A 22,509-nucleotide genomic window follows, 5' to 3' on the forward strand; every position below is an offset into this window, starting at 1 on the left:
CCGGAACCTAACGCCTGAATCCGAGGCGTTCAACACCGGTCCTGTCGAATTCGGCGGTGAGCCGGGTCAAAGCCCGGCCTTCTTGAACGCCCGGTCGAGATCCTCGATCAGATCGTCGGGATCTTCGAGCCCCACGTTCATGCGCAACATGCCGTCGACCACGCCCATTTCGGCGCGCGCCGCATCGCCGATCGAGCTGTGCGTCGTCGAGGCCGGGTGGCAGATCAGCGAGCGCGTGTCGCCGATGTTGTTCGAGATGTCGATCAGTTCGAGCGCATCGAGCACGGCCCAGGCCTGTTCGCGCCCGCCGTCGAGCAGCATCGAGAAGATCGCCCCGCCGGCGCTCATCTGCTTGCGCGCGAGATCGTACTGCGGGTGGCTGGGCAGGCCCGGATGGAGGATGCGCGGCACGCGTTCCTCGACGAACCGGCCGACCTTGAGCGCGTTCTCGCTCTGCTTGTGCGCGCGCAGGTCGAGCGTCTCGAGCCCCTTGAGCACGATCCAGGCGTTGAACGGCGCCAGGGTCGGGCCGGTGTTGCGCTGGAAGGGCAGCAGCTTGCCGTCGATCCAGTCCTTCGAGCCGCAGACGGCGCCCGCGAGCACGCGGCCCTGGCCGTCCATCAGCTTGGTCGCCGAATAGGCGACGACGTCGGCACCGAGTTCGAGCGGCCGCTGCAGCGCCGAGGTGCAGAAGGCGTTGTCGACGACGGTGACGATGCCGTGCGCCTTGCCGAGCGCCGAGACGAAGGCAATGTCGACAACGTCGAGCGTCGGGTTCGCCGGCGTCTCGAAGAAGAAGACCTTGGTGTTCTTCTCGATCGCCCTTTCCCAGGCGTCGTTGTCGCGGCCGTCGACGAACGAGGCGCTGATGCCGAAGCGCGGCAGCAGATTGTCGATCACCCAGCGGCAAGGCCCGAACATGGCCTTGGCCGCGACGAGATGATCGCCGACCGAGAGCTGGCAGAGCAGGGCCGCGGTCATCGCCGCCATGCCCGAAGCCTGGGCGCGGCAGGCCTCGGCGCCCTCCATCATGGCGATGCGCTCTTCGAGCATCTGCACCGAAGGGTTCTGCGTGCGCGAATAGGTCATGCCCGGCTTCTCGCCGGCGAAGCGCGCGGCCGCTTCGGCAGCGCTGTCGTAGGTGTAGCCCGAGTTGATGAACATCGCCTCGCTGGTCTCACCCTGTTCCGAGCGCCAGGTGCCGGCACGCACGGCATGCGTGGCGGGGCGCCATTTCGAGGTGATCGAGCGGTCCTGTCCGGTAGAGCGTTTCATAGGTGCCGGCTTTAGGAGTCGCGGCATTCCGGCGCAAGTCGAACGCGAAGCCTCGCTTCGGGGGCTTTGTCTTTTGTCCGGGTTCCTTTATCCGACGCGGCGATGCAGACCTCGCCCGTGCAAGACCGCGACCCGCTTTTCTGGACGGCCGGGATCGCCCTCGCCTTCCTCGCGCTCGTCTGGCACCGGCTCGGCATCCCGACCAAGATCTACTTCGACGAGGTCCACTACGTCCCCGCGGCGCGCAAGCTGCTGGCACTGCAGTCGGCCAATCCCGAGCACCCGATGCTCGGCAAGGAGGCGATCGCCGCCGCGATCGCGCTGCTCGGCGACACGCCTCTGGCCTGGCGCCTGCCCTCGGCGCTGTTCGGCGCACTCGGCCTCTTCGCCTTCGGGCGACTGATGTGGTGGGCCAGCCTGCGCCGCTTCGCCAGCCTGAGCGCGCTGTTCCTCGTCGCCACGGGCTTCGCCTGGTTCATCCAGAGCCGCATCGCCATGCTCGACATGGTCATGGCCGGCTTCGGCATGATCGCGCTCTGGCAATTCGCCGCGGCGATGCGCCTGCCCACGAAGCGGGCGCGCTGGCGGCTGGCGCTGACCGGCGCCTGCTTCGGCCTGGCGCTCGGCGCCAAGTGGTCGATCGCGCCGGCGGCGATGCTGCCGGGGGTGCTGTTCCTGGTTCAGCGCCTGCGCGATCACGGCCGGCATTTCCTGACGCGCAGCGACACGGGACCGGTGCCCGGCGTGTCGCTGATCGAAGCCGCCTTCTGGCTCGGCTCTGTGCCGCTGATCGTCTACTGGCTGACCTATCTGCCGACCTTCTTCTACACCGACCATGCAGTCGCCTGGTGGAACATCGCCGGGCACCACCGCTACATGCTCGAACTGCAGGACAGCGTGAAGAAGCTGCACCCCTATCGCAGCGTCTGGTACGAATGGGTCACCAACTGGCGCGCGATCTGGTATCTGTACGAGGTGGTCGACGGATCGCAGCGCGGGGTCTTGCTGATCGGCAATCCCTTCACGATGCTGGCCGGACTGCCAGCGCTGGCCTGGGCGCTATGGGCCGGGATCATGCGGCGGCGCAGCGACGCCCTGGCCCTGGCCGTGCTCTATGCCGCGAGCCTGGGGATGTGGCTGGTCTCGACCAAGCCGATCCAGTTCTACTACCATTACCTGCTGCCCGGCACATTCCTGATGGGCTGCCTCGCGCTGGCGCTCGACGAGGTCTGGCGCAAGGGCGGACGCTGGCAATGGATTCCGACAGCCACCTTGGCGCTGGCGGGGGCGATGTTCGTCTGGTTCTACCCGATCATCTCGTCGGCCCGGCTGCATGAGGGTCGCCCGTCGTATATCCACTGGATGTGGCTCAACTCCTGGCGCTAGACCAGTTGCAGTTTAAGCAATCACCGATCGATATTTCGCACTTGCAGCAATTGCTGCGTCGCAACATAAGGGGCGTGCCTTTCAGGCATCCTCTCCCAAAACTTCCAGGGCCCGGTCGGCAACGATCGGGCCTTTTTTTGTCCCTCGCGATCGTCAGGACGAGCCGCGAAGCAGCGCGGCATCACAGACGGAGCAGTGAGAGAAGCCGGGTCTATGAGGCTGTAGCTTGCGCGAGCGGCGGACCGCTCCAGCGCTTGGCCGCGATCAGCGGCGGGCGAGCTTGCTCGCGCCCCCGACCGAACCGGCCGGATAGATGAAGCCGAAGGTCGGCGATTGGCGGATACCGAGCGAACGCGACGGACCATACCAGACGCGGACGTTGCTCCAATCACCGGCTTCCGAAACGTCGACCGCCATGACGCCGCGCTCGACCAGGCCTGGCCCCGACCAGTTGGCATGATCGATCAGCACATGGCGCGCATCGATGATCTTGCTGACCACGGCGACATGGCCATAGGGCATTGCCTGGGTGCCGCGGAACGCGAGGACCGCGCCTTCGCTCGGCTGCTGGCCGCGGGCATAGACGCCGGCGGCGTTGCCCCACCAGTCACGCGCATTGCCGCTGATCTGCACGTCGGAGACCGAACGCGCATAGGTCACGCACTGCAAACGCGCATGGGCCGCGGTGGGAAGAGCGAGAAGAGCGGAGAGCGAAAGGAAGGCGCTGAGAACGATTCGAAGCATGGACAGGCTAAGTACGGATCTGGAGAGATTCGCGAACCCCTTGGTTCCTCAGCTAAACCCGCGCGATGAACCGTTCGTCCCCAGTCAGAAAGGTCTTGTTAACAAAGTCCGCTAACCTTTTGGTCAGCATAACGCTTGACGCCATTCGGACGATGGCCTTCTCTGCCGCCAACGGCTTCGCGCCGCGGGAGAGAACATGCGTATCTATTTCGGCTGGTGGATCGTCGCGATCACCGTACTCGTCTACACGCTCGCGATCGGCGCCTCGATCCAGGCCTATGGCGTCTTCGTGCTGCCGGTATCCGAGGCTTTCGGCCTCAGCCGCGCCGAGACCAACACCGGCGCGATCGCGCTCAACATCGGCATGGCCCTCGCCGCGCCGCTGATCGGCCGCCTCGCCGATCGCCACTCGGCCCGCCTGATCATGGCGATCAGCGCGCTGGTCTTCGCCGGCAGCTTCGTCGTCCTCGCGCTGTCGGACAACCTCTGGCTCAGCACCCTGGTGCTGACCGTGGGCGTCGGCGGCTCTCTGGTCGGCGCGGGCACGGTGACCTCGCCCGTGCTCGTGGCGCGCTGGTTCACCGTCCACCGCGGCCGGGCCATGGCGATCTCGTCGATAGGCGTCTCGCTCGGCGCGATCGTCGTGATCCCGTTGATCGGCCTGCTGATCGAGGCGGTCGGCTGGCGCCAGTGCCTTGTCGTCCTCGGTCTCGGCGTCGGCGCGATCCTGCTGCTGCTCGCCGCGCTCGCCCGCAACGCGCCCGGGCCGAACGACGTCGAGCCCGGCTCGGATCACACCGTGCCCGGCGACGAGACGCCCGCCGCCGCCGCCACGCCGCTGGCGATGGGGCGCCTGCTGCAGCTGCCGCAGTTCTGGACGATCGCCGTGCCCTCGGCGCTGGCCTTCGCGATCATCACCACCAACATCGTCTCGATCGTGCCCTTCGCGCAGGGCCAGGGCCTGTCGGTGACCGAGGGCGCCAGCGCCATGTCGGTCTATGGCGCCGCCGCCCTGCTCGGCACCCTGCTCTACGCCTGGCTGGGCGACCGCCTGCCGCGCGTACCGACCTTCGCCGCGCTCTGCCTCCTGCTCGGCGTGGCGACGGGCCTGCTGCTCACCGCCCACGGCTATGCGCCGATCATGGCCTATGTCTTCCTGATGGGCATGGCCGGCGGCGCGATCACGCCGGGCTTCCTGGCGCTGCTGGCCGACGCCTTCGGCGCGATCAACTTCGGCAGCGCCGCGGGCACGGCAAGCTTCCTGTCGACTTTCGTCTCGGCGATCATGATCCGCTTCGGCGGCGAGGTGTTCGACCGCACGGGCAGCTACGACGCGATGTTCGTCAGCTTCTTCGGCCTGGCTCTCGCCGCCGCAGCACTGGTGCTGTCGACGACGACGCTGTCGCGCCGATATGCACTGGAGGCTTAGTAGCGCCCCCAGACGAAGCGCGAACTCAAGGCGAAATTCCAGACCGAACCGACGATGATGCCGGTGATCGCCGAGGGATATTCGTGCACGCCGAAGCGCACGAGGATCGCGGCGACGCCGATGTTGGCGGTCAGGCCGACCGAGCAGGTCAACGCGAACTTGCACCAGCCCTTGAGCAGCGGAACGAAGCCCGTCAGCCGCTTGTCCGAATAGGTCAGCGCGTTGTTGAGCACGAAGTTGAAGGTCATCGCGACCATCGCCGCACAGGTCTGGCCGAGCTCGAAGGCGGTGACGAGCTGACCGCGCACCGGCGGCCCGCCGAAGATCTGCAGGAAGGTGCCCAGCACCGCCATGTGGACGACGACGCCGATCGCGCCGATCGTGCCGAACAGCGCGAAGCGCGTCGGGATGATGCGGCCGAGCCAGCGATCGTAGAGACCGACGAGGAACTCGAAGACGACGGTACGGTCGAGCTTGGACTCGCCGGTTGCGCGCGCGGCGAAATGCATGGGGAATTCCTTGACGCGCAGGGCCGTGTCGACCGTCGCCATGATATCGAGCAGGATCTTGAAGCCCACGCCCGACAGGCGATGGGCATCGGCGCGCAGCGTCTCGGTGCGCAGCATGAAATAGCCGCTCATCGGATCGCTGAGTTCGACCCCGGTCAGCTTGCGCGCGAGGCTGTTGGCGATGCCCGAGGCCTTGACGCGGTCGGGCCGGCCCCAGGCTTCGGTGCTCGCGCCCTCGGCGAAGCGCGAGGCGATGGCGACGTCGTAGTCGCCGCTCTCTACTGCTTTCAGCATCTCGGGCAGCAGGTTGGGATCGTGCTGGTGATCGGCGTCCATCACCGCGACGACGGGCGCCGCGGTCGACAGCATGCCCTCGATCGCGGCCGAGGCCAGGCCGCGGCGGCCGATGCGCTGGATCACCCGCACGCGCGGATCGCGCTGGCTGACCTCGCGCGCCTCGTCCGAGGTGCCGTCGGGGCTGTTGTCGTCGACGAAGATCGCTTCCCAGGCGACGCCGGCCAGCGCCGCGTCGAGGCGCTCGATCATCGAAGCGATGTTCGAACGCTCGTTATAGGTCGGCAGGACTACCGCGAGTTGCACGCTCATGCGGATCAGAGCCGTTCGAGAACCGCGTCGCCGATCGCGACGGTGCCGTGGCTACCGCCGAGATCGCCGCCCTTGATGCCGTCGGCCAGCGCCTTGGCCACGGCATGCTCGATCCGCCGCGCTTCGGCCTCGAGGCCGAACGAGTGGCGCAGCAGCATCGCCGCCGAGAGGATCGTCGCCATCGGATTGGCCAGGCCCTTGCCGGCGATGTCGGGCGCCGAACCGTGGATCGGCTCGTAGAGGCCGAGGCTGCCTTCGGACAGCGAGGCCGAGGCGAGCAGGCCGATAGAGCCGACGCACATCGAGGCCTGGTCCGAGAGGATGTCGCCGAACAGGTTGCCCGTGACGATCACGTCGAAGGCGCCGGGGTTCTTGACCAGCTGCATCGCCGCGTTGTCGACGTACATGTGGCTGAGCTCGACGTCGGGATATTCCTTGGCGACCTCGATCACCACGTCGCGCCAGAGCTGCGAGGTTTCGAGCACGTTGGCCTTGTCGACCGAGCAGAGCTTCTTCGAACGGCCCTGCGCGGCGCGGAAGCCGACATGGGCGATGCGGCGCACTTCGGCCTCGTTGTACGACATGATGTCGTAGCCTTCGCGCAGGCCCTCGGCGGTCTGGCGCATGCCCTTCTCGCCGAAGTAGACGTCGCCGTTGAGTTCGCGGACGATCAGCAGGTCGATGTCGCGCGCGACTTCGGGGCGCAGGGTGGTCAGGTCTTCGAGACCCTGGAACACCGTCGCCGGGCGCAGGTTGGCGAAGAGGCCCAGCTCCTTGCGCAGCCCGAGGATCGCCTGTTCGGGGCGCAGGTGGCGTTCGAGACCGTCGAGGCTGAAATCGCCGACCGCGCCGAACAGGATGCCGCCGCTGGCCTTGGCGATGTCGAGCGTCTGCTGCGGCAGCGGGTGGCCGTGCTTGCGATAGGCCGCGCCGCCGACGTCGCCTTCTACCAGTTCGAGGCCGGGAAGACCGAGTGCCTGCAGTACGCGCACGGCTTCGCGCGTCACTTCCGGACCGATGCCGTCACCGGCGAAAACCGCGATCTTGATCGAATTCGTCGTCACACTCATGCCCCATCAATCTTGGCCAGCCGCTCCCGCAGCATGGCGCGCGCCGCCATAACATCGACGCGGCGATGGGCAAGCGGGAAGCGCGCGAGATCGCGCCCGAGCCGGTCGAACACTGTGAGCAAGTCCGCCCAGCCTTCCGACTGCGGGCGTTCGATCGGCCCACCATAGCCGAGCTCGCGCATCAGCAGGACTTCGTAGGACAGCAGCGGCAGGGTCCAATCGCGCGCCGAGGGCGCCAGGCACACCGCATCGAGTAGCGCGGTCAGCGCCTCGTAGAGCGCAGGGAACGGCTGGCGCTCGGGCAAGGCAGAGGCGGTCAGCGCGGTCACCCAGACGATCGCCGCCGATTGCAGCGGCTCACCGAGCCAGGGCCCGCGGCTCTGCACGAGTTCGAGCCGGGCGAAGGGCAGCTGGTTGTCCGAGCGTGCGCGCAGCTCGGCCTCGACGAGATTGCCGGGGATCAGCACGGGGCGCAGGTCGCGTCCCCTGCCCCCGGCGACATAGCCCGCGACGAGGCCGTGGTCGGCGGTCAGCAGACGCGCGACGACCGCGGTCTCGCCATTGGGGCGACTGGCGCAGACGACGGCGGGCGCGCGGACATGCATGGCGGGGGTGTGGCGACAAAGCCCCGCGATTTCAATCGCGGCCCATAACGGGAGGGGCGGTTACTTGCCCAGCTTCGCCTCGATCGCGTCGAGCCGCGCCTTGAGCGCCTCGCTGTCCTCGCGCGCCTTGGCGGCCATTGCCTTGACCGCGTCGAACTCGTCGCGGCTGACGAAGTCGAGCCCGCCGATCGCTTCCTTGGCGCGTTCGCGCGCGCTGTCGCGCGCTTCGCGGGTCATGCCCGCGAGCGTGCCGGCGGCGCTGTTCATCAGCTTGACGAAATCGGCGATCAGGGGGTTTTCGCTTTGCATGGCGCCTAAATGGTAAGCCGCGCGCCCCAAGGCAAGCTAGATCTTGACCCGAACCGCGGCACCCGAGACGTTCTCGCCATCAGCCCGCGGATTGGCTTCGTGGAACTGCCAGGTCAGCACGGTCGCGAACAGCACCCAGAGCAGATAGGGCACCAGCAGAAGCGCAGCGACGGGGCGGACCAGGCGGAACAGCACGATCGTCCCGATCACCGCGATATCGAGCACGACGATGAGGACGAGAGCCGCAACGATCTGATGCGCAGCGAAGAACAGCGGGGTCCAGGCGAGATTGAGGGCGAGCTGGACCGCGAAGACGATCAGCGCCGCCAGCCGCCATTGCGCACCGCGCGCCGAAGCGACCATGGCGAGCGCGAAGCCGATCAGCGCGTAGAGGATCGTCCAGACGATCCCGAAGACGGCCGGCGGCGGATAGAGCGGCGGCTTGACGAGATCGGCGAACCACGGATTTTCGGCGCCACTGCCGGCGAGCTGCCCCGAAAGGATGCCCAGCAACAGCACGCCCGGCACCAGCACCAAAGCCCACCGAAGCAGGCTTCCGCGCAATTGATCCCGTGAGGCAAGCTCAGTCATCCGCGGATTTCCCCGAATCACGTCTATGGAAGGTACGGGTTTGTGGCGAGCGCCAGGGGGCGTGGCAACGGGGTTGTTGGGAGAATTTACAGGGGTTCGCGCGGTTTTACGCGTCTCTGTGCGCCGAAATGAGAAACTCGACGTTGCCCTCGGGTCCCGTGATCGGGCTCTGGGCGATTCCCTGGACGCTCCAGCCGCCCGTTTCGAGCCAGTCGCGGACCTCCTGGCAGACGCGCTCGTGCAGCACGGGATCGCGCACGACGCCGCCCTTGCCCACCTCGCCGCGGCCCACTTCGAACTGCGGCTTGATCAGCGCGACGAGCCGGCATGCGGGTTCGGCCAGCCGCAGCGGCACCTCGAGCACCTTGGCGAGCGAGATGAAGCTCGCGTCGCAGACCACCCAGGTCACCGGTGCGTCGATCTGCGTTCGAGTCAGCACACGCGCGCTGGTCTGTTCGAGCACGGTCACCCGCGGATCCTGGCGCAGCTTCCAGGCGAGCTGGTTGGTCCCCGAATCGACCGCGAAGACATGGGCCGCGCCCTTGGTCAGCAGCACGTCGGTGAAGCCGCCGGTCGAGCTGCCGACGTCCATCGCGGTCACGCCCGTGGGATCGAGCCCGAAATGGTCGATCGCATGGGCCAGCTTGATACCGCCGCGCGAGACCCAGGGATGATCGCGCCCGCGCACTTCGAGCGGGGCATCGCCGGGAATCGTCTGCCCCGACTTGGCGATCTTCGTCTCACCCGAGAAGACGAGCCCCGCGAGCACCAGGGCCTGCGCCCGCGCCCGGCTTTCGGCGAGGCCGCGTTCGACCAGCATCTGGTCGACGCGCTGTTTCGCGGCGGGCTTGCCCTCGGGCTTTCCGGAGGGTTTGGCGGCGGGACGAGGGTTCGGCGGGCTGTTCACGGCATTCCAGGGGTTGTGGCGCAGAGCGTCAGATTCCATACGGAAGCGATGATGGCAAATCGCCGCTCGGCGCTCCGTTCCGTTTTGGCCCCCCTCGCACTGGCAGCGGCGCTCGCCGCGGTGACCTCGGCCTGCTCGCAGCGGGTCGTCCCGCCGCCGACGCCGGCGCCCTCACCGCGGCCGTCGCCCGCCCCTGCGCCGCTGCCACAGCAGCAGCGCCCCACCAGCACCGATTGGCGCGACATGCCGATCACGCCTGGCAACTGGACCGCGGGAACCGAGAGCGGCCAGCCCGTCGCACGGTTCGCGGGGGGGCAATTCGTCCTGCGCTGCGATCGCGCCGCGGGAACGGTCACGCTCCAGCGTGCGGGCGCGGCCACGGGGCCCGAGCCGATGACCGTGACGACGAGCAGCGGCTTCCGCACGCTTTCCGCCGCGCCGCTCGCCGCGGGCGGAATCGGCATTGCTCTTGGCGTTCGCGATCCGCTGCTCGACATGATGGCCTTCAGTCGCGGCCGCTTCGCGATCGAGGCGCCCAACCTCGCCCCGCTCTATGTGCCGAGCTGGCCCGAAGTGAGTCGCGTGATCGAGGACTGCCGATAGAGCGTGTTTCCGCCTGAAAACGGTATTCGCGCGACCTTCGCGAGGCGCGCCCTCGGCGCCCGAAGAGCTTGGGCAAAACCCGGCGTTCAAGCTGGGGATATCTGGCCGAAGCGCCAATTCTGACGGCAAATAATTTGATTGCAAGTCTTGTTGTGCGTTGCGGAATCGCCCAAATATTGAAGCAAGGCGGGATTGGGTCGCAAGCCTAACCTTAACGCCCCAGCCGCGAGAGCGGCGCCTTGGCTCTAACAGCGCGAAAGGAGGTGATCCGATGTCTCATGGTCCAGCAGAGAGGTCGGCAATTTCCGTCGCGAGGCATTATCGCTGATTCTAGATTAAGCGATAAAGGCTTCGTAGGCGGCACTTCCGGCCGCTGACCATGCGAAGGGCCGTATCCGGGACCGGGTGCGGCCCTTCTCATTTGGGGTTTCGCCAGCCCGCCAGACACCGACATCGCCCTGCTCGCGCGAGTTCTTCGGCCAACCGCCACACGGCGGCCTTCTTTGCCCCGGCAAGCCTCTCGCCCTCGCCGCCCTCTTCCCTCGCCCGCCGATTCCTCCTATCCCGAAATGCAGAAAACGCACTTGTCGTTTATGTCTTTTCAATTGCCGTTGACGTAATTTTTGTTCAACAGCACATGATAGTAACCGAGGGGATCTGCCCATGGCGACAACCGCCAAGACCGAAATCGCTTTCACCAGCCTGTCCCATCCCGCGCCGACCTCGGTCGAGCAGCGCGAGCAGGTCCTGACGAACCCCGGCTTCGGCACCAATTTCACCGATCACATGGTCTCGATCGAATGGACAGAAGGTCGCGGCTGGCATGATGCCACGATCGGCCCGCGCGGCCCGATCGCGCTCGATCCCGCCGCCTCGGTGCTGCATTACGCGCAGGAAATCTTCGAAGGGCTCAAGGCCTACAAGCACGGCGACGGCTCGATCGCGCTGTTCCGCCCCGAGGCCAACGCCCGGCGCTTCAACCAGTCGGCCGAGCGCCTGGCCATGCCCGAGCTGCCCGAAGCGCTGTTCGTCGAATCGATCCGCCAGATCGTCGCGGCCGATCGCGACTGGATTCCCTCGGCCGAGGGCGCCTCGCTCTACCTGCGCCCGTTCATGATCGCGACCGAGGCCTTCCTCGGCGTGCGTCCGGCCAAGCAGTACAAGTATCTCGTCATCGCCAGCCCGGCCGGCAACTACTTCAAGTCGGGCGCGCCGGCCGTGTCGATCTGGGTCTCGGACTACACGCGCGCAGCCCCCGGCGGCACCGGCGCGGCCAAGTGCGGCGGCAACTATGCCGCCAGCCTGGTGCCCCAGGCCGAAGCGATCGAGCGCGGCCACGACCAGGTCGTCTTCCTCGACGCCGCCGAGCACAAGTGGATCGAGGAACTCGGCGGCATGAACCTCTACTTCGTCTTCGCCGACGGCACCCTGGTGACGCCCGCGCTGACCGGCACGATCCTGCCCGGCATCACCCGCGATTCGATCCTCGCGCTCGCCCGCGACGAGGGCCTGACCGTGCGCGAGGACCGCTACAGCCTCGAGCAGTGGCAGGCCGATGCCCAGTCGGGCAAGCTGGTCGAGACCTTCGCCTGCGGCACCGCCGCGGTGGTCACGCCGGTCGGCAAGGTCTCGGGCCGCGAGGTCGAGTTCACGATCGGCTCGGGCGGCCCCGGCCAGCTAACGCAGAAGCTCAAGAACCGCCTCGTCTCGATCCAGCGCGGCGAAGCGCCCGATCCGCACGGCTGGGTGATGAAGATCTAAGCAAACTATCCTCCCCGGTACGGGGAGGTGGCAGCGCGAAGCGCTGACGGAGGGGGCTCTCGGCAGAGCAAGGCTTGTGCCGAGAGCCCCCTCCACCCCCGCCTGCGGCGGCGGTCCCCCTCCCCGTTACCGGGGAGGAATTTTCCTACATCGCCTGGTCGTGACAAAAGCGGGTCATGACCGCTCGCCTCCCGCTCGTTCGTCATTGCTCGTCCGGCCCACAAGGTGACAGATCCTGCGCAAAAGCCCTGTCGCTTTCGTCACTTTCGTCACCTTACCGCCGATCAATACTCCCCCTCGCCCACGGTGTTGAACTGCGGATGCGCCGCCTTCCAGCGGTACATCCAGTCCATGCCCTCCTTGGCGCGCTTCATGTCGTCCTCGCGCGGGGCGAGTGCGGCCGTCGCCGCCGCCGCGACCGCGGGCAGGACCGAGGTGTCCCAGCCCTGCTCCTCGACGTCCTTGGCCAGCCGATCGGCCCCCGCCCGGCGCAGCAAGGTCGGCAGCCGGTCGCGCAGCGCATTGACCACCCAGGGAATCATCGGCCCGTTGGTGTCGGGATCGTAGCCCCACAGCGTGTTGTGGTTCGTTTCGTTGTGGATGTAGTGGTAGTGCAGCACCACGCCGAACACGTCGAAGCGCAGGTATTCGTCGCTGCGGGTGGCATCGAACACGTGGATCGACGGCCCGCGCACCATCCGCTCGGGGCTATCGCCCAGCGCGCGCGCCTCGACCGCGATCGAGACCGGACCGGCATCGAACCAGGTCGCGTGCTCCTCGAGCATCGGGATCAGCGCGAACTTGTGGTACTGGCCGCGGATCGTATCGACCTGGCGATTGCTCAGCGGCGCGGTCGGCGGCGGCGGGTTGTCCATCGTGGCACCCATGACCCATTCTCCCATGTGAAACTTTGTTCGCTGCATTCATTGCAACTTTCTTTGGGGGGCGTGTCAATTCTCCTTGCTTGATCGAACGTCCAGCAGACCCAATCTTCGCGTCTTTCCCCCTTCAGGAGCTCGCCATGGCCGAGGATTACACGCCGCCCGAAATCTGGACCTGGGACAAGGACGCGCCCACGCCCTTCCGCGGCAACCGGCCGATCGCCGGCTCCACCCGCGACTCCGTGCTGCCGCGCGGCGATCATCCGTTTCAGCTCTATTCGATGGGCACACCCAACGGGCAGAAGGTGACGATCCTGTTCGAGGAACTGCTCGCCGCCGGCCATGCCGGGGCCGAATACGATGCCTGGCTGGTCGAGATCATGAAGAACGACCAGTTCGGTTCGGGCTTCGTCGCGGTCAATCCGAACTCGAAGATCCCGGCCCTGCTCGACGTCTCGGGCGAGACGCCGGTCCGCCTGTTCGAATCCGGCGCGATCATGCTGCACCTGGCCGAGAAGTTCGGCGCTTTCATCCCCGCGAGCGGTCCGGCTCGCGCCGAGGCCCTGTCCTGGCTGTTCTGGCAGATGTCGACGGCGCCCGTGCTCGGCGGCGGCTTCGGGCACTTCTATGCCTATGCGCCCGAGAAGATCGAATATGCGATCAACCGTTATGCGATGGAGGCCAAGCGCATCTTCGACGTCGCCGACCGGCGCCTGGCCGAGGCGCGCTATTTCGCCGGCGACGAATACACAATCGCCGACATGGCGATCTACGGCTGGCTCGGCTACTTCCACCGCGGCGAGGCCTACAACGGCGGCTCGAAGTTCCTCTCGTTCCACGAGTACGAGAACATCGATCGCTGGGCACGCGAACTCGGCGAAAGGCCGGGGGTGAAGCGCGGCATCGTGGTCAACCGCAGCGGCGATGGCTTCACCCAGGAACGCCACAGCGCCGCGGACATCGACGCGGTGCTCGGCTGAGCGGGTTGGACTGAATAAAGCGTCCGGCCTGCCCCCGCAGGCCGGACGCCCGCGACGTCACTTGCCGAAGCTATAGCGCAGCCGCATGCCGTAGATGCGCGGCTGGCCGATCAACAGCGTCTCGATGCCCGCCGAGTAGAAGGTGCCGCCGACGTAGACCGGATACTTCTCCTTGGTCACGTTGGTCGCGAACAGCGAGAGGTCGATCGGCGTACCCGCGATCCCTTCCCAGCTGGCGTTGAGGTTCACCAGGTTGGTCGCCGGCAACCGGCCGAGCGGCGAGTCCGCCGAGGCGATCTGCGTGCCGGTATAGGTATAGGTCGCGCCGAAGGTGATCTTGCCCACGCTCTCGTCGAGCGGCAGCGTATAGCTGCCCGTTACGGTCAGCTTGTGCCGCGGCGACAGCGCCAGATCCCCGCCGATTTCCGAGGTTGGCGTCGGCGGCTGGAACAGCGGGAAGTTCGGCGGACTGTAGGACTTCAGCTCCGTATCGAGATAGGTGTAGCCGCCCGAGAAGCGCAGCCCCTCGGCGGGGCTGATCAGCGCCTCGACCTCGACGCCCTGGATCTTCGACTTGCCGGCATTGACGATCGCGGCCGAAGGCGATGCCGTATTGCCCGGCAGCGGCACGAGGTTCGCCTGGAGCTGCTGGTCGCTGAAGTCGTTGTAGAACGCCGAAATGTTGAAGTAGCCGTTGACCGAGCCGTGGAAGCTGGCCTTGGCACCAAGCTCGAAGGAATCGACCTTCTCCGGCCCCCAGACGATCGGCAGCGTGTTCGACGGATTGACGCCGCCCTGACGATAGCCGCGCGCGTATTTGGCATAGATCAGCAGGTCGTTGCTGGGCTTGTAGTCGAGCCCGAGCAACCACGTCGGCCGCTTCGATTCCTGCCGCAGGGTGGTCAGGCAGCCCTCGGGCTGCGGCGAGACTGCGCCGGTCGAACCGCAGATCGGCACCGAGACGTTCGGTGCGGGGAAGATGAAGGTCCGCACCGAGCCCGTGCCCTCGGCCTTGTCGATCGTGTAGCGAATGCCGCCGGTCAGCGAGAGCTGGTCGGTGAACTTGTAGCTGGCCTGGCCGTAGAAGCCGATGTTCTCGAAATTGTAGCGCGTCAGCGTGTTCTGGACGAAGCCGCCGGGCGCACCGGTCAGCGGGTTGCGCAACACGTCGGTGCACTGGAGCGCCGGAACGTCGGTACAGCTCGCGAAGATCGAGGTGCGCGTACCCTGCCAACGCGAGATCGGGCCGCTCTTCTCGTAGTAGGCTCCGACCTGGTAGGTGAACTTGCCGTCGCTGGTATTGCCCTGGAGCTGCAGTTCCTCGGTGAAGGTATACTGCGAGACCGTATCGTAGTTCGGATCGCTGTAGACGTTGACGTAGCCGAACGGCAGCCCGCCCGCGGTCGGGAAGCGGATGTTGTCGCCGAACAGGTTGGCGCTCTGGCTCTGGCGCAGTTCGACATAGCTGGCGATGTTCTTGACCGTCAGCGTGTCGCTGGCCTTGAGCGTGGTGGTGTTGACCACCTGCCAGGTCTCGGCGTCGAGGTGGGCGTCGGGATTGCTGTTTTCGACGTCGTAGTAGCCGTAGCCGGCGAAGCGCGCCGACTGCTGCGCGCAGACCAGCGGCCCGATCAGCGCGCCGGCTCCGGTGATCGGTGCCCCCGTCGGCCCGACGCCGGGCGCGCAGGGCACCCCGCCGATCGTCTGCGTATTGGTCAGCGCCAGCCGCGGCACGTTCCCGTTGGTGTCCGACTTCGCATAGGTGAAGATCAGGTAGTTCTCGAGATCGGGCGTCAGGTCGCCGACGATGCTGCCACGGAAATAGACATAGTCGACGTCGTTGAAGTCGTCGGGGCCGATGCCCGAGCGATTGCGCAGGTAACCGTCGCGCTTCATCCGGTCGACGCCGAGGCGGACGCGGAAGGTGTCTGACAGCGGAATGTTGAGAACGGCCTGGCCGCGCTTCATGTCGTAGTTGCCGATCGAGCCTTCGACGAAGCCCTCGAGGCGGTCGGTGGGCTTCTGCGGCACCAGCAGGACGGCGCCGCCGGTGGTGTTGCGGCCGAACAAGGTGCCCTGCGGACCTTTCAACACCTGGACGTTCTGCAGGTCCATGAACGAGCCCGAAGGCACGTTGTTGGCACCGGCGAGCGACGGCTGCCCACGCGCGGCGACGACGTCGGCGAAATAGACCGCCACCGAAGGCGCCGTCTGCGCTTCCTGGACGAAGCCGCGGATCGCAAAGGAAGCGGTCTCGTTGCCGAAGCGCGAATTGGCGCTCAACGACGGCGTATAGGTCGCCAGATCATTGGCCGAGACGACGTTGCGCTCGTTGAGCTGCTGCTGGTTGTAGACCGTGATCGAGATCGGCACGTCCTGAAGGCGTTCCTCGGTGCGGCGCGCCGTGACGATGATGTCGCCGGCGTCGCCGCTGGCATCCTGCGCCATCACCGGGCTGATCGCGCCCAGGGCGGTACTCGCCGACAAGGCCAGTAAAATCGATGCTCGCATGCCACTCTCCCACGGTCTTTTGATCGCGATCCGCCAGCGCCGTGCGCCGTGTCGGAAACAACGTTCTCAAACCTGTCGGAATTCGCAGGGTGCCGCAACCACTTCACATCGCCACTTTCACCCGCTAAGCGCCCCCTTCCTGCTGGGGCGTCGCCAAGTGGTAAGGCACCGGTTTTTGGTACCGGCATTCGCAGGTTCGAATCCTGCCGCCCCAGCCAGCCAGATTCTCTAGAATCGGCTCTGCGCAGGAACTTACGGCAAATCCCTCAGAATCTGACTTAGACTGGGTTAGACTCAGTTGGACTGGGTTAGACGGCTATTCTGCCAGGATTTCTGCCATGATTTTATCGCGCCGGAACCGCTGGAATCGGCCATGGCAAGACAGTTTCAATTCACTCCGGGTCAAATCGATCTGCTAGGATTTGGCACCCACCGAGATTCCCTCGTGCCCGGGCTGGCAATCGAAGTATTGAGCAGCGGCAAAAAGCGCTGGCGATACCGTCGACAGATACCCCGAACGAGAATCATCGCGACTCTCTTCGGCGGCCTCTACCCGGCTGTCACGATCGCCGCGGCCCGTGAATGGGCAGACGGGCTCAATCATCAGGTCGAGGCAGGAATTGATCCCCGGGAAGTCACCCGGAACGAACGAAGGCGCGCCGAAATGACGGTCGCCAAGGCCCATGGGCTTTACATGGTTGCGGTTCGGGAAGGACGCTCGTCGCGCGCAAAGCGACCCAACAAGCCGCGCACCATCAAGGAAAAGCTCGAGATCTACGAACGCGATATCGCGCCCAAGCTCGCGAAGGCGAACATCTATGAGGTCACGGAAAGAGACCTCATCCGCCTGGTCGAAGCCAAAGGCAGGAAAGCCAAGATCCGGGCGAATCGCCTGGCTGCGGAGCTCAAGGTATTCTTTGGCTGGGCTGCCTCCCTGCGCGGCCTGGAAGTGGGCCTCGAAACTGACCCGTCGCTGCGCCTTGGTGACCTCCGCTTTCCCGAGACTGCCCGGTCGCGAAAGCTCGATCTTATGGAAATCCGCTGGTTCCTGCGCGCTGTCGTCGACGAAGAACGCGATTTCCAGCGCGGCATGATCCTCTGGCTGCTCACCGCAGCGCGGATTTCGGAGGTAGCTCAGGCCCGCGGAGCGGAGCTCGTCGGCGACATCTGGACCATTCCTGAGACCCGCGCCAAGAATTCCTGCGCCCACAGCATTGCACTCGGGCCGTGGGGGCGATCGCTGATGCGCACCAATCACGAATGGGTATTTCCCGCCCCTCGTGCCCATGGCCCCCGCAACAATTCGGTCTGGTACAAGGCACGAGACCGGGTCTGGGCACGCATGGAAGAACTTGCTGGCCACGCAATCGAGCGCTTCACACCCCATGATTTCCGCCGAACGGCACGCTCGAATACCAAGCGCCTCAAGGTCGATTTCGAAACGGCCGAAGCCATGCTCAATCACGTCAAGAAAGGGATGGAGCGGACCTACGACCGCTACGAGATGGAAGATGAGAAGCGCGCCTGGTTCATCACCTGGGAGCGCGAGGTCGCCAAGATCGCCATCGATGCCGGCGTGGCCGATGCATTGGGCGTTCCGGACTATAATGCCGAGACGCGCGCAAAAGCCTACGCGATCAATTTCAGCCTACCAAAGCGCGCGGGAGCTCATCCAGCGCTCGACGTCCGCCCGCTTGAAGCGCGGGCAGTGCCGGTACTTGCTGTCACCCGAGCCGAGATCGTATTCGCGAGGGAACCCGGGCGGCCTCCTCTTTCGGAGCCGGTCGATCTGCCGCCGGGATAGTCGTGCCAGATAGGCGAACTCCTCGACCGTCACGTAGTCCGAGGGTTTGGAGGGCGAGGTGACGGCCACGGATCGAGAGCGACTAGGTTCGCCGGTCGGCCGCGTCGCGGCACCAGCGGCCAAAGGCCTTATCGCCATCGAGGAAGGCGGCGACGATCGCGGGCAATAGATCCGCGACCGTCTCTTCGCTCCCATAGGCCACGTGATAGAATGCGGCGTAGCGGCCGAGGGTGGCAGCGAGTTCGGGATTCAGGCTGACATTCAGCCGAACCGGCGTGCGGTCGGGTAGCTTGGCGAGGCGAATCTGGCTCATCGCGAAGGCCCCCGCTGGGCCCACGGCGCAAGAACGAGGTCCTTGTGAACAACCACCCGCAGCGGCCAGCCTGGCCGGACCTTCAGTGTCGGCTGGATGTCCATACTACGCCCGACCAGCTGATCTCCCGCCCTCACTCCATTCTGCTGTGCCGACTGGCGCAGCGCGCGCACGAGATCGCTACGCTCGTCGCCGAAGCTGATTTCTGTACCAACCCCGAGCAGCGTCGACAGGGCTATCCCCTTCAAAAGCTGCCATGTGTGACGATCGATACTGTCGGAAAGGCCGGCATAACCACTGGTATCCGTCGCAGGCATGTTGTCGATGCGGATCGAGGACCCGTCCGGGAGTACGATCCGATTCCACGTGACGAGCGCGCGGCCCTGTCCGAAGGCAATGACGCTGTCATAGCGACCGATCAAGCGAGCTCCTTGGGGGAGCAACAGGATCTGGCCCGTAGCGCTGTCGTAGGCATTCTCGCTAATTTGCGCCGTAACGAGACCCGGCAGATCGGAGTTGAGCCCAGTGATCAAACTCGCCGCAATGATGCTCCCGGCGCTCAGAGTGTAAGGTGATGGTGCGCCCACGAGCCGCCCAAGGTTAACGTCTGATGCCGCGTCGCCCTGACGCAGGAAACTTGCCTTGCGACGCTGCGCATTCGGATCGGCAGTCCGATCGATATCGAGACTGCGATCCTCGCTGGCGACCTCTCCATCGGGCAACGCCACACGCACTGCAGCTGCGCCTTTGCCCTGCCCCGCGGCGGCGCCACTGGCGATCTGCATCATAACGCCGGACTCGCGGGCCGCCTTGCGGTCCGCTTCGATCCGCTGACGTTCGGCCTCGGCGTCCTGCGCCGACCGGTCGATGGCCGGCTCGGTCGCCATGACAGCGCGCTGATGGGCCAGGATTGGCCGACCAAGATCGCCGGGCAATGGCGCACCGAGCCTCGGAGCGTCGCCATAGGATTTGGGCGCATTGGCCAATTGATCAGGAGGCGACGCCCCTTCGATCTTGTCGCTCGCTTCCGCTACCATGCGGAAGGACGTAGGCCGCAGGCCCAGCCAGGCCACGCCGACAATGGCAACCGATCCCAGAGCGGCAGCGGCAATGACCGCGCTGCGCCGGAAACGAACGGCTTTGCGCGGCGTGGCTCGCAGGACCAAGGTTTCAGGATCGATCTTAGGCCGATGAGCGAGATCGGCTTCTGCCTCATCATTCATGGCCGGTCTCCCGGCGGCGGGAGGCCTGCGACGTTATGCGGACGACGCTCTGCCGCTTACCGCCGAGCCGCAGTTCGGCGGCGCCGAAAAGCCGATCAACGACATAGTGGCGGCCGCTCATCCGGTAGTTGACCAGTTCGGCCTGGCCGTCCTGACCGAGCACGAACAGCGGCGGCGCTTCGCCCACGGCAATTCCCGGGGGAAACTCGATGAAGGTCTGACGCCCGTCGTCGAATGCCCGCGTTGGGCGCCAGGCCGGCTTGTCGCCCGAGATCCGATAATCGAAACGAAGGCGATCGACCGCTAGCCCGCCAGCGACCGGCGCCGCAGCAGCATCCGCTTCTCGCTGGCGCTGAAGTGCCAGCATCTCGTCCTGTGGGTAGGTCCACGAGAGCGCCGCCATGGCCGTGCGGCCCGTGCTCTCGAGCTGGAGTCGGTAGACGCGCCTGTCGGTCGCGATGACGAGATTCGTGGTCAGCCCTGACGCGTATGGCTTCACGAGGATATGCACGCGCTTGCCCGAGCCCGAGCCGCTCGTCGTGTCGCCGACGGTCCAGCGCGCGGTGTCGCCGGCCGCCACCGATGTGATCGCTTCGCCCGGCTGTAGCGCGATGTCGGTGACGCGCTCGGGCGCGGCGAAGAGCCGATAAAGCGCCCCCTCTGAATAGGGATAGACCTGGACGGCCTGGACGAAGCCGGCGCGTGCCGGTTCGCGCAATGCGGCGCGGTTGGCGTTCGCGACCCGACTGGCCGCGCCCGCTCCGCGGGCATCTGCGGTCCCCGACAGCGCGAGCGTAACGAGGCTGGCGACGACGATAGTCTGCCTGATCATGGGTTCGTCCCTTCGGTGAGAGTGACGGCGGCCGGCTGGGCGAGGCCCGGATCAAGCGGAGATCCCAGCGGCAGGTTGGTCGGTGCCTGCGCGCGCTGTATCGGTCGCGGCGGCTGGGCGGCTTCGCCCGCACCGTCGAGCTCGCGGCTCCAGTCGACCGCCTCGACGTAGAGCCCGAGCGGGTTCTTCCGCAAGATTTCGGCAGAGCGCGGCGTCCGCACGGCGATCGTCAGGATCGCGGTCCAGCGCGACGTGCCCGCCAGGCTGCCGCGCTCGAAAGCGCTTTCGCGCCACTGGACCTGAAACGACTTGTCCGAGGCACGCACGACGCTCGTCACCTGGACCGAGACGGTAATGTCGCCGACATTGGCGAAGGGATCGTTCGACCGGGCGTATTCGCTGAGGAAGACGCCGCCCTTACGGCTCACAAAGTCGTAAGCCTGGAGCCAGTTCGCGCGCATCAGCACCGGATCGAGCGAGCGCGACCGGATATTGGTCACGAACCGCGAAAGGAACCAGGCGATCTGTGCGTCGCTCGGCTCATAGGCTGCGGTGGCGGGGGCGACCGCCCTCGCCTCGCCGAGCTTGTCGACCTCGACGACATAGGGCGTGACCCGGCTCTGCAACGATTGCCAGACCAAGGCCGCCGAAAGACCGGCTGAGACCGCGAGACCACCCAGCGCCATCAGCCGCCAGTTGCTCGCCTGGGCTCTCGCCGAGCCGATCCGCTCGTCCCAGACCTGCCCGGCGCGCTGGTATGGCGTTTCAGGTTCGGGGGTGCGTCCATAGCGCTGCACGGCACGTTTGAATGGCATGGCTAGTCATCCCTTTCCTTGATGTCGGGGGTGGCGGAGGCCCCGCCGCGGTCGCCGTCACGGATCGTGTGGAGCGCCAGCTGACGGCGATTGCGCGCGCTCTGCTCGGACTGCAGCTTCTGGGCCCAGGCCGGCATCGAGCCTTGGTTCTCGCTAGGCGAGGCGCCAGTGGCGCCCGTAGTGGTGCCGGAATTCCAGGCCGCCTGCTTGCCGCGCTCGGCCGCTTCGCCGAGCCCCAGCGCGGAAGAAGCCTTCTGCGCCGCCGCGCCGCGCGCTGCGGTCGCCATGCCGCCAATGCCAGCAGATACCGATGATGATCCGCTGGATTCCTGGCCAAGCTTGTAGGCAGTGGATGCGGCCGAGCCCATCGACGTTCCAGCGCGGATCGCGCCCATTCCGGCGCCGGCCAGACCCCGCGCCGCACCCACAGCGCCGGCTCCGACCATGGCCAGACCGCCCGCCGCGACAGCGGTGGTAGCGGCCGCCGATCCGGCCCCAAGCTGAGGCGCGCCCGCGACAAGCCCGGAAGCGACCGCAGGACCGAATATGCCCAGGCCCAGCAGCGCGAGGCTTGCCAGCATCAGGGACAGTGCCTGATCGATATCGGGCTCCTGGCCCTGCAGCGCATCGACGAACTGGCCGAAGTAGTTCGAGCCGATCCCGACAATGACGGCCAGAACCATCACCTTGATGCCGGAAGAAACCACTGCTCCCAGAACACGTTCGGCGAGAAAGCTCGTGCGGTTCCAGAGGGCGAAGGGCACAAGCACGAAGCCCGCGAGGCTCGTCAGCTTGAACTCCAGAATCGTCACGAACATCTGCACCGCGAGCACGAAGAAGGCGACGATGACGATGATCCAGGCGATCACGAGCACGGCAATCTGTACGAGGTTCTCGAAGAAGGCGATCGGTCCGACGAGCTCGCTCGCCTGCTCGAGCAAAGGTGCCGCGGCCTCGAAGCCGACGCCGGCCAGGTGGCCGGGCTTCAGCAGTTCGTCGGCGGTGATCGTGCCGCCGCCGGCCGTGAGACCCAGGCCGGCAAATGACCGAAAGATGATGTCGGCGAGATCGTTGAAGCGGTTGAGGATGAAGGCGAAGACTCCAACATAAAGTATTTTCTTCAGGAACTTGGCGATGACATCGTCCTCACCACCTAAAGCCCAGAAGAGCCCGGCGAGCGTGATGTCGATGCCGATCAGCGTCGTCGTCAGGAAGCCAACGTCGCTTCCGAGCAGGCCGAAGCCCGAGTCGATGTAGCGGATGAAGGCGTCGAGGAACTGATCGATGACGTTGAGATCGTTCACGGCACTGTCCTGATCCAAGAAGACAAAGCGCCGCGAGAACCCGAAACCCAT

The 22,509-nt window shown here is 66.1% G+C and carries 21 protein-coding genes and 1 tRNA gene; 7 read left to right on the forward strand and 15 right to left on the reverse strand.

Annotated elements, in window-relative coordinates; translation table 11 throughout:
• Positions 1-66: 66 nt before the first annotated feature.
• Positions 67-1,275 (reverse strand): trans-sulfuration enzyme family protein, encoded by a 1,209-nt coding sequence (locus WG901_RS07860; protein ID WP_339586454.1) that lies wholly within the window; start codon positions 1,273-1,275, stop codon positions 67-69.
• Positions 1,276-1,377: 102 nt separating this feature from the next.
• Here WG901_RS07860 and WG901_RS07865 point away from each other — a divergent pair, with 102 nt between their 5' ends.
• Entirely contained in the window at positions 1,378-2,661 is a 1,284-nt protein-coding gene (locus WG901_RS07865; protein WP_339586455.1) for a phospholipid carrier-dependent glycosyltransferase, read from the forward strand.
• A gap of 264 nt (positions 2,662-2,925) precedes the next feature.
• Here the strand turns inward: WG901_RS07865 and WG901_RS07870 are convergent, their stop codons facing one another.
• A complete protein-coding gene (locus WG901_RS07870) occupies positions 2,926-3,405 on the reverse strand; it encodes a CHAP domain-containing protein (RefSeq protein WP_339586456.1) in 480 nt (159 codons plus the stop codon).
• A gap of 196 nt (positions 3,406-3,601) precedes the next feature.
• On the opposite strand from WG901_RS07870, the gene WG901_RS07875 reads away from it, so the two are divergent.
• The gene (locus WG901_RS07875) at positions 3,602-4,834 is read left to right on the forward strand and encodes an MFS transporter (protein WP_339586457.1); all 1,233 of its coding nucleotides are present in this window, start codon (positions 3,602-3,604) and stop codon (positions 4,832-4,834) included.
• Here WG901_RS07875 and WG901_RS07880 read toward each other — a convergent pair.
• The 6 genes from WG901_RS07880 to WG901_RS07905 all read right to left on the reverse strand — a co-directional run bounded on the left by WG901_RS07880 (position 4,831) and on the right by WG901_RS07905 (position 9,344).
• On the reverse strand, positions 4,831-5,949 hold the full coding sequence (locus tag WG901_RS07880) for a glycosyltransferase (protein ID WP_339586458.1): 1,119 nt from the start codon (positions 5,947-5,949) through the stop codon (positions 4,831-4,833). The two genes, WG901_RS07875 and WG901_RS07880, sit on opposite strands and share 4 nt — an antisense overlap.
• Positions 5,950-5,954: 5 nt before the next feature.
• Positions 5,955-6,998 (reverse strand): 3-isopropylmalate dehydrogenase, encoded by a 1,044-nt coding sequence (gene leuB / locus WG901_RS07885; protein WP_339586661.1) that lies wholly within the window; start codon positions 6,996-6,998, stop codon positions 5,955-5,957.
• A 17-nt stretch (positions 6,999-7,015) separates the two neighbouring features.
• The gene (gene recO / locus WG901_RS07890; RefSeq protein ID WP_339586459.1) at positions 7,016-7,624 is read right to left on the reverse strand and encodes a recombination protein O N-terminal domain-containing protein; all 609 of its coding nucleotides are present in this window, start codon (positions 7,622-7,624) and stop codon (positions 7,016-7,018) included.
• A gap of 60 nt (positions 7,625-7,684) precedes the next feature.
• The gene (locus WG901_RS07895) at positions 7,685-7,933 is read right to left on the reverse strand and encodes an accessory factor UbiK family protein (protein ID WP_339586460.1); all 249 of its coding nucleotides are present in this window, start codon (positions 7,931-7,933) and stop codon (positions 7,685-7,687) included.
• 36 nt (positions 7,934-7,969) lie between these two features.
• A complete protein-coding gene (locus WG901_RS07900; protein WP_339586461.1) occupies positions 7,970-8,524 on the reverse strand; it encodes a TspO/MBR family protein in 555 nt (184 codons plus the stop codon).
• 106 nt (positions 8,525-8,630) lie between these two features.
• Positions 8,631-9,344 (reverse strand): TlyA family RNA methyltransferase, encoded by a 714-nt coding sequence (locus WG901_RS07905; protein WP_339586662.1) that lies wholly within the window; start codon positions 9,342-9,344, stop codon positions 8,631-8,633.
• A gap of 171 nt (positions 9,345-9,515) precedes the next feature.
• Here WG901_RS07905 and WG901_RS07910 point away from each other — a divergent pair, with 171 nt between their 5' ends.
• Both WG901_RS07910 and WG901_RS07915 read left to right on the forward strand, forming a co-directional pair.
• Entirely contained in the window at positions 9,516-10,034 is a 519-nt protein-coding gene (locus tag WG901_RS07910; protein ID WP_339586462.1) for a hypothetical protein, read from the forward strand.
• 663 nt (positions 10,035-10,697) lie between these two features.
• Positions 10,698-11,795, forward strand: coding sequence for a branched-chain amino acid aminotransferase (locus WG901_RS07915; RefSeq protein WP_339586463.1), 1,098 nt, complete (start codon positions 10,698-10,700; stop codon positions 11,793-11,795).
• A gap of 284 nt (positions 11,796-12,079) precedes the next feature.
• Here WG901_RS07915 and WG901_RS07920 read toward each other — a convergent pair whose 3' ends face one another.
• A complete protein-coding gene (locus WG901_RS07920; RefSeq protein ID WP_339586464.1) occupies positions 12,080-12,682 on the reverse strand; it encodes a DUF7700 domain-containing protein in 603 nt (200 codons plus the stop codon).
• 134 nt (positions 12,683-12,816) lie between these two features.
• Between WG901_RS07920 and yghU the strand changes: the two genes are divergently transcribed.
• A complete protein-coding gene (gene yghU / locus WG901_RS07925) occupies positions 12,817-13,656 on the forward strand; it encodes a glutathione-dependent disulfide-bond oxidoreductase (RefSeq protein WP_339586465.1) in 840 nt (279 codons plus the stop codon).
• Positions 13,657-13,713: 57 nt separating this feature from the next.
• Here yghU and WG901_RS07930 read toward each other — a convergent pair whose 3' ends face one another.
• Positions 13,714-16,167, reverse strand: coding sequence for a TonB-dependent receptor (locus tag WG901_RS07930; protein WP_339586466.1), 2,454 nt, complete (start codon positions 16,165-16,167; stop codon positions 13,714-13,716).
• A 143-nt stretch (positions 16,168-16,310) separates the two neighbouring features.
• Between WG901_RS07930 and WG901_RS07935 the strand changes: the two genes are divergently transcribed.
• Both WG901_RS07935 and WG901_RS07940 read left to right on the forward strand, forming a co-directional pair.
• Positions 16,311-16,385, forward strand: a tRNA-Gln gene (locus WG901_RS07935).
• Positions 16,386-16,540: 155 nt separating this feature from the next.
• Complete coding sequence (locus WG901_RS07940; protein ID WP_339586467.1) at positions 16,541-17,971, forward strand: tyrosine-type recombinase/integrase; 1,431 nt, start codon at positions 16,541-16,543, stop codon at positions 17,969-17,971.
• Between the two features lie 82 nt (positions 17,972-18,053).
• Here the strand turns inward: WG901_RS07940 and WG901_RS07945 are convergent, their stop codons facing one another.
• From WG901_RS07945 to trbL, 5 genes are read right to left on the reverse strand one after another with little or no spacing between them, the layout of a single operon-like run.
• A complete protein-coding gene (locus WG901_RS07945) occupies positions 18,054-18,284 on the reverse strand; it encodes a DUF2274 domain-containing protein (RefSeq protein WP_339586468.1) in 231 nt (76 codons plus the stop codon).
• Entirely contained in the window at positions 18,281-19,507 is a 1,227-nt protein-coding gene (locus tag WG901_RS07950) for a TraB/TrbI/VirB10 family type IV secretion system protein (protein WP_339586469.1), read from the reverse strand. Before WG901_RS07950 ends, WG901_RS07945 begins: the two co-directional genes overlap by 4 nt.
• Positions 19,500-20,339, reverse strand: coding sequence for a P-type conjugative transfer protein TrbG (trbG, locus tag WG901_RS07955; RefSeq protein ID WP_339586470.1), 840 nt, complete (start codon positions 20,337-20,339; stop codon positions 19,500-19,502). Before trbG ends, WG901_RS07950 begins: the two co-directional genes overlap by 8 nt.
• Positions 20,336-21,154, reverse strand: coding sequence for a conjugal transfer protein TrbF (gene trbF / locus WG901_RS07960; protein ID WP_339586471.1), 819 nt, complete (start codon positions 21,152-21,154; stop codon positions 20,336-20,338). Before trbF ends, trbG begins: the two co-directional genes overlap by 4 nt.
• A 2-nt stretch (positions 21,155-21,156) precedes the next feature.
• Positions 21,157-22,458 carry a P-type conjugative transfer protein TrbL gene (gene trbL / locus WG901_RS07965; protein ID WP_339586472.1) on the reverse strand — a complete coding sequence of 434 codons (1,302 nt, stop codon included), beginning with the start codon at positions 22,456-22,458 and terminating at the stop codon, positions 21,157-21,159.
• Positions 22,459-22,509 lie beyond the last annotated feature (51 nt).

It is taken from the genome of Novosphingobium anseongense (assembly GCF_037482895.1).
Lineage (GTDB): Bacteria > Pseudomonadota > Alphaproteobacteria > Sphingomonadales > Sphingomonadaceae > Novosphingobium > Novosphingobium anseongense.

Coding starts and splice junctions, on each gene's coding strand:
- trbF (WP_339586471.1), bottom strand. CDS start 21,154: ATGCCATTCAAACGTGCCGTGCAGCGCTATGGACGCACCCCCGAACCT.
- recO (WP_339586459.1), bottom strand. CDS start 7,624: ATGCATGTCCGCGCGCCCGCCGTCGTCTGCGCCAGTCGCCCCAATGGC.
- WG901_RS07895 (WP_339586460.1), bottom strand. CDS start 7,933: ATGCAAAGCGAAAACCCCCTGATCGCCGATTTCGTCAAGCTGATGAAC.
- WG901_RS07950 (WP_339586469.1), bottom strand. CDS start 19,507: ATGAATGATGAGGCAGAAGCCGATCTCGCTCATCGGCCTAAGATCGAT.
- WG901_RS07880 (WP_339586458.1), bottom strand. CDS start 5,949: ATGAGCGTGCAACTCGCGGTAGTCCTGCCGACCTATAACGAGCGTTCG.
- WG901_RS07860 (WP_339586454.1), bottom strand. CDS start 1,275: ATGAAACGCTCTACCGGACAGGACCGCTCGATCACCTCGAAATGGCGC.
- WG901_RS07915 (WP_339586463.1), top strand. CDS start 10,698: ATGGCGACAACCGCCAAGACCGAAATCGCTTTCACCAGCCTGTCCCAT.
- WG901_RS07865 (WP_339586455.1), top strand. CDS start 1,378: ATGCAGACCTCGCCCGTGCAAGACCGCGACCCGCTTTTCTGGACGGCC.
- WG901_RS07930 (WP_339586466.1), bottom strand. CDS start 16,167: ATGCGAGCATCGATTTTACTGGCCTTGTCGGCGAGTACCGCCCTGGGC.
- yghU (WP_339586465.1), top strand. CDS start 12,817: ATGGCCGAGGATTACACGCCGCCCGAAATCTGGACCTGGGACAAGGAC.
- WG901_RS07940 (WP_339586467.1), top strand. CDS start 16,541: ATGGCAAGACAGTTTCAATTCACTCCGGGTCAAATCGATCTGCTAGGA.
- WG901_RS07875 (WP_339586457.1), top strand. CDS start 3,602: ATGCGTATCTATTTCGGCTGGTGGATCGTCGCGATCACCGTACTCGTC.
- WG901_RS07905 (WP_339586662.1), bottom strand. CDS start 9,344: ATGCTGGTCGAACGCGGCCTCGCCGAAAGCCGGGCGCGGGCGCAGGCC.
- WG901_RS07920 (WP_339586464.1), bottom strand. CDS start 12,682: ATGGGTGCCACGATGGACAACCCGCCGCCGCCGACCGCGCCGCTGAGC.
- WG901_RS07945 (WP_339586468.1), bottom strand. CDS start 18,284: ATGAGCCAGATTCGCCTCGCCAAGCTACCCGACCGCACGCCGGTTCGG.
- trbG (WP_339586470.1), bottom strand. CDS start 20,339: ATGATCAGGCAGACTATCGTCGTCGCCAGCCTCGTTACGCTCGCGCTG.
- WG901_RS07870 (WP_339586456.1), bottom strand. CDS start 3,405: ATGCTTCGAATCGTTCTCAGCGCCTTCCTTTCGCTCTCCGCTCTTCTC.
- WG901_RS07900 (WP_339586461.1), bottom strand. CDS start 8,524: ATGACTGAGCTTGCCTCACGGGATCAATTGCGCGGAAGCCTGCTTCGG.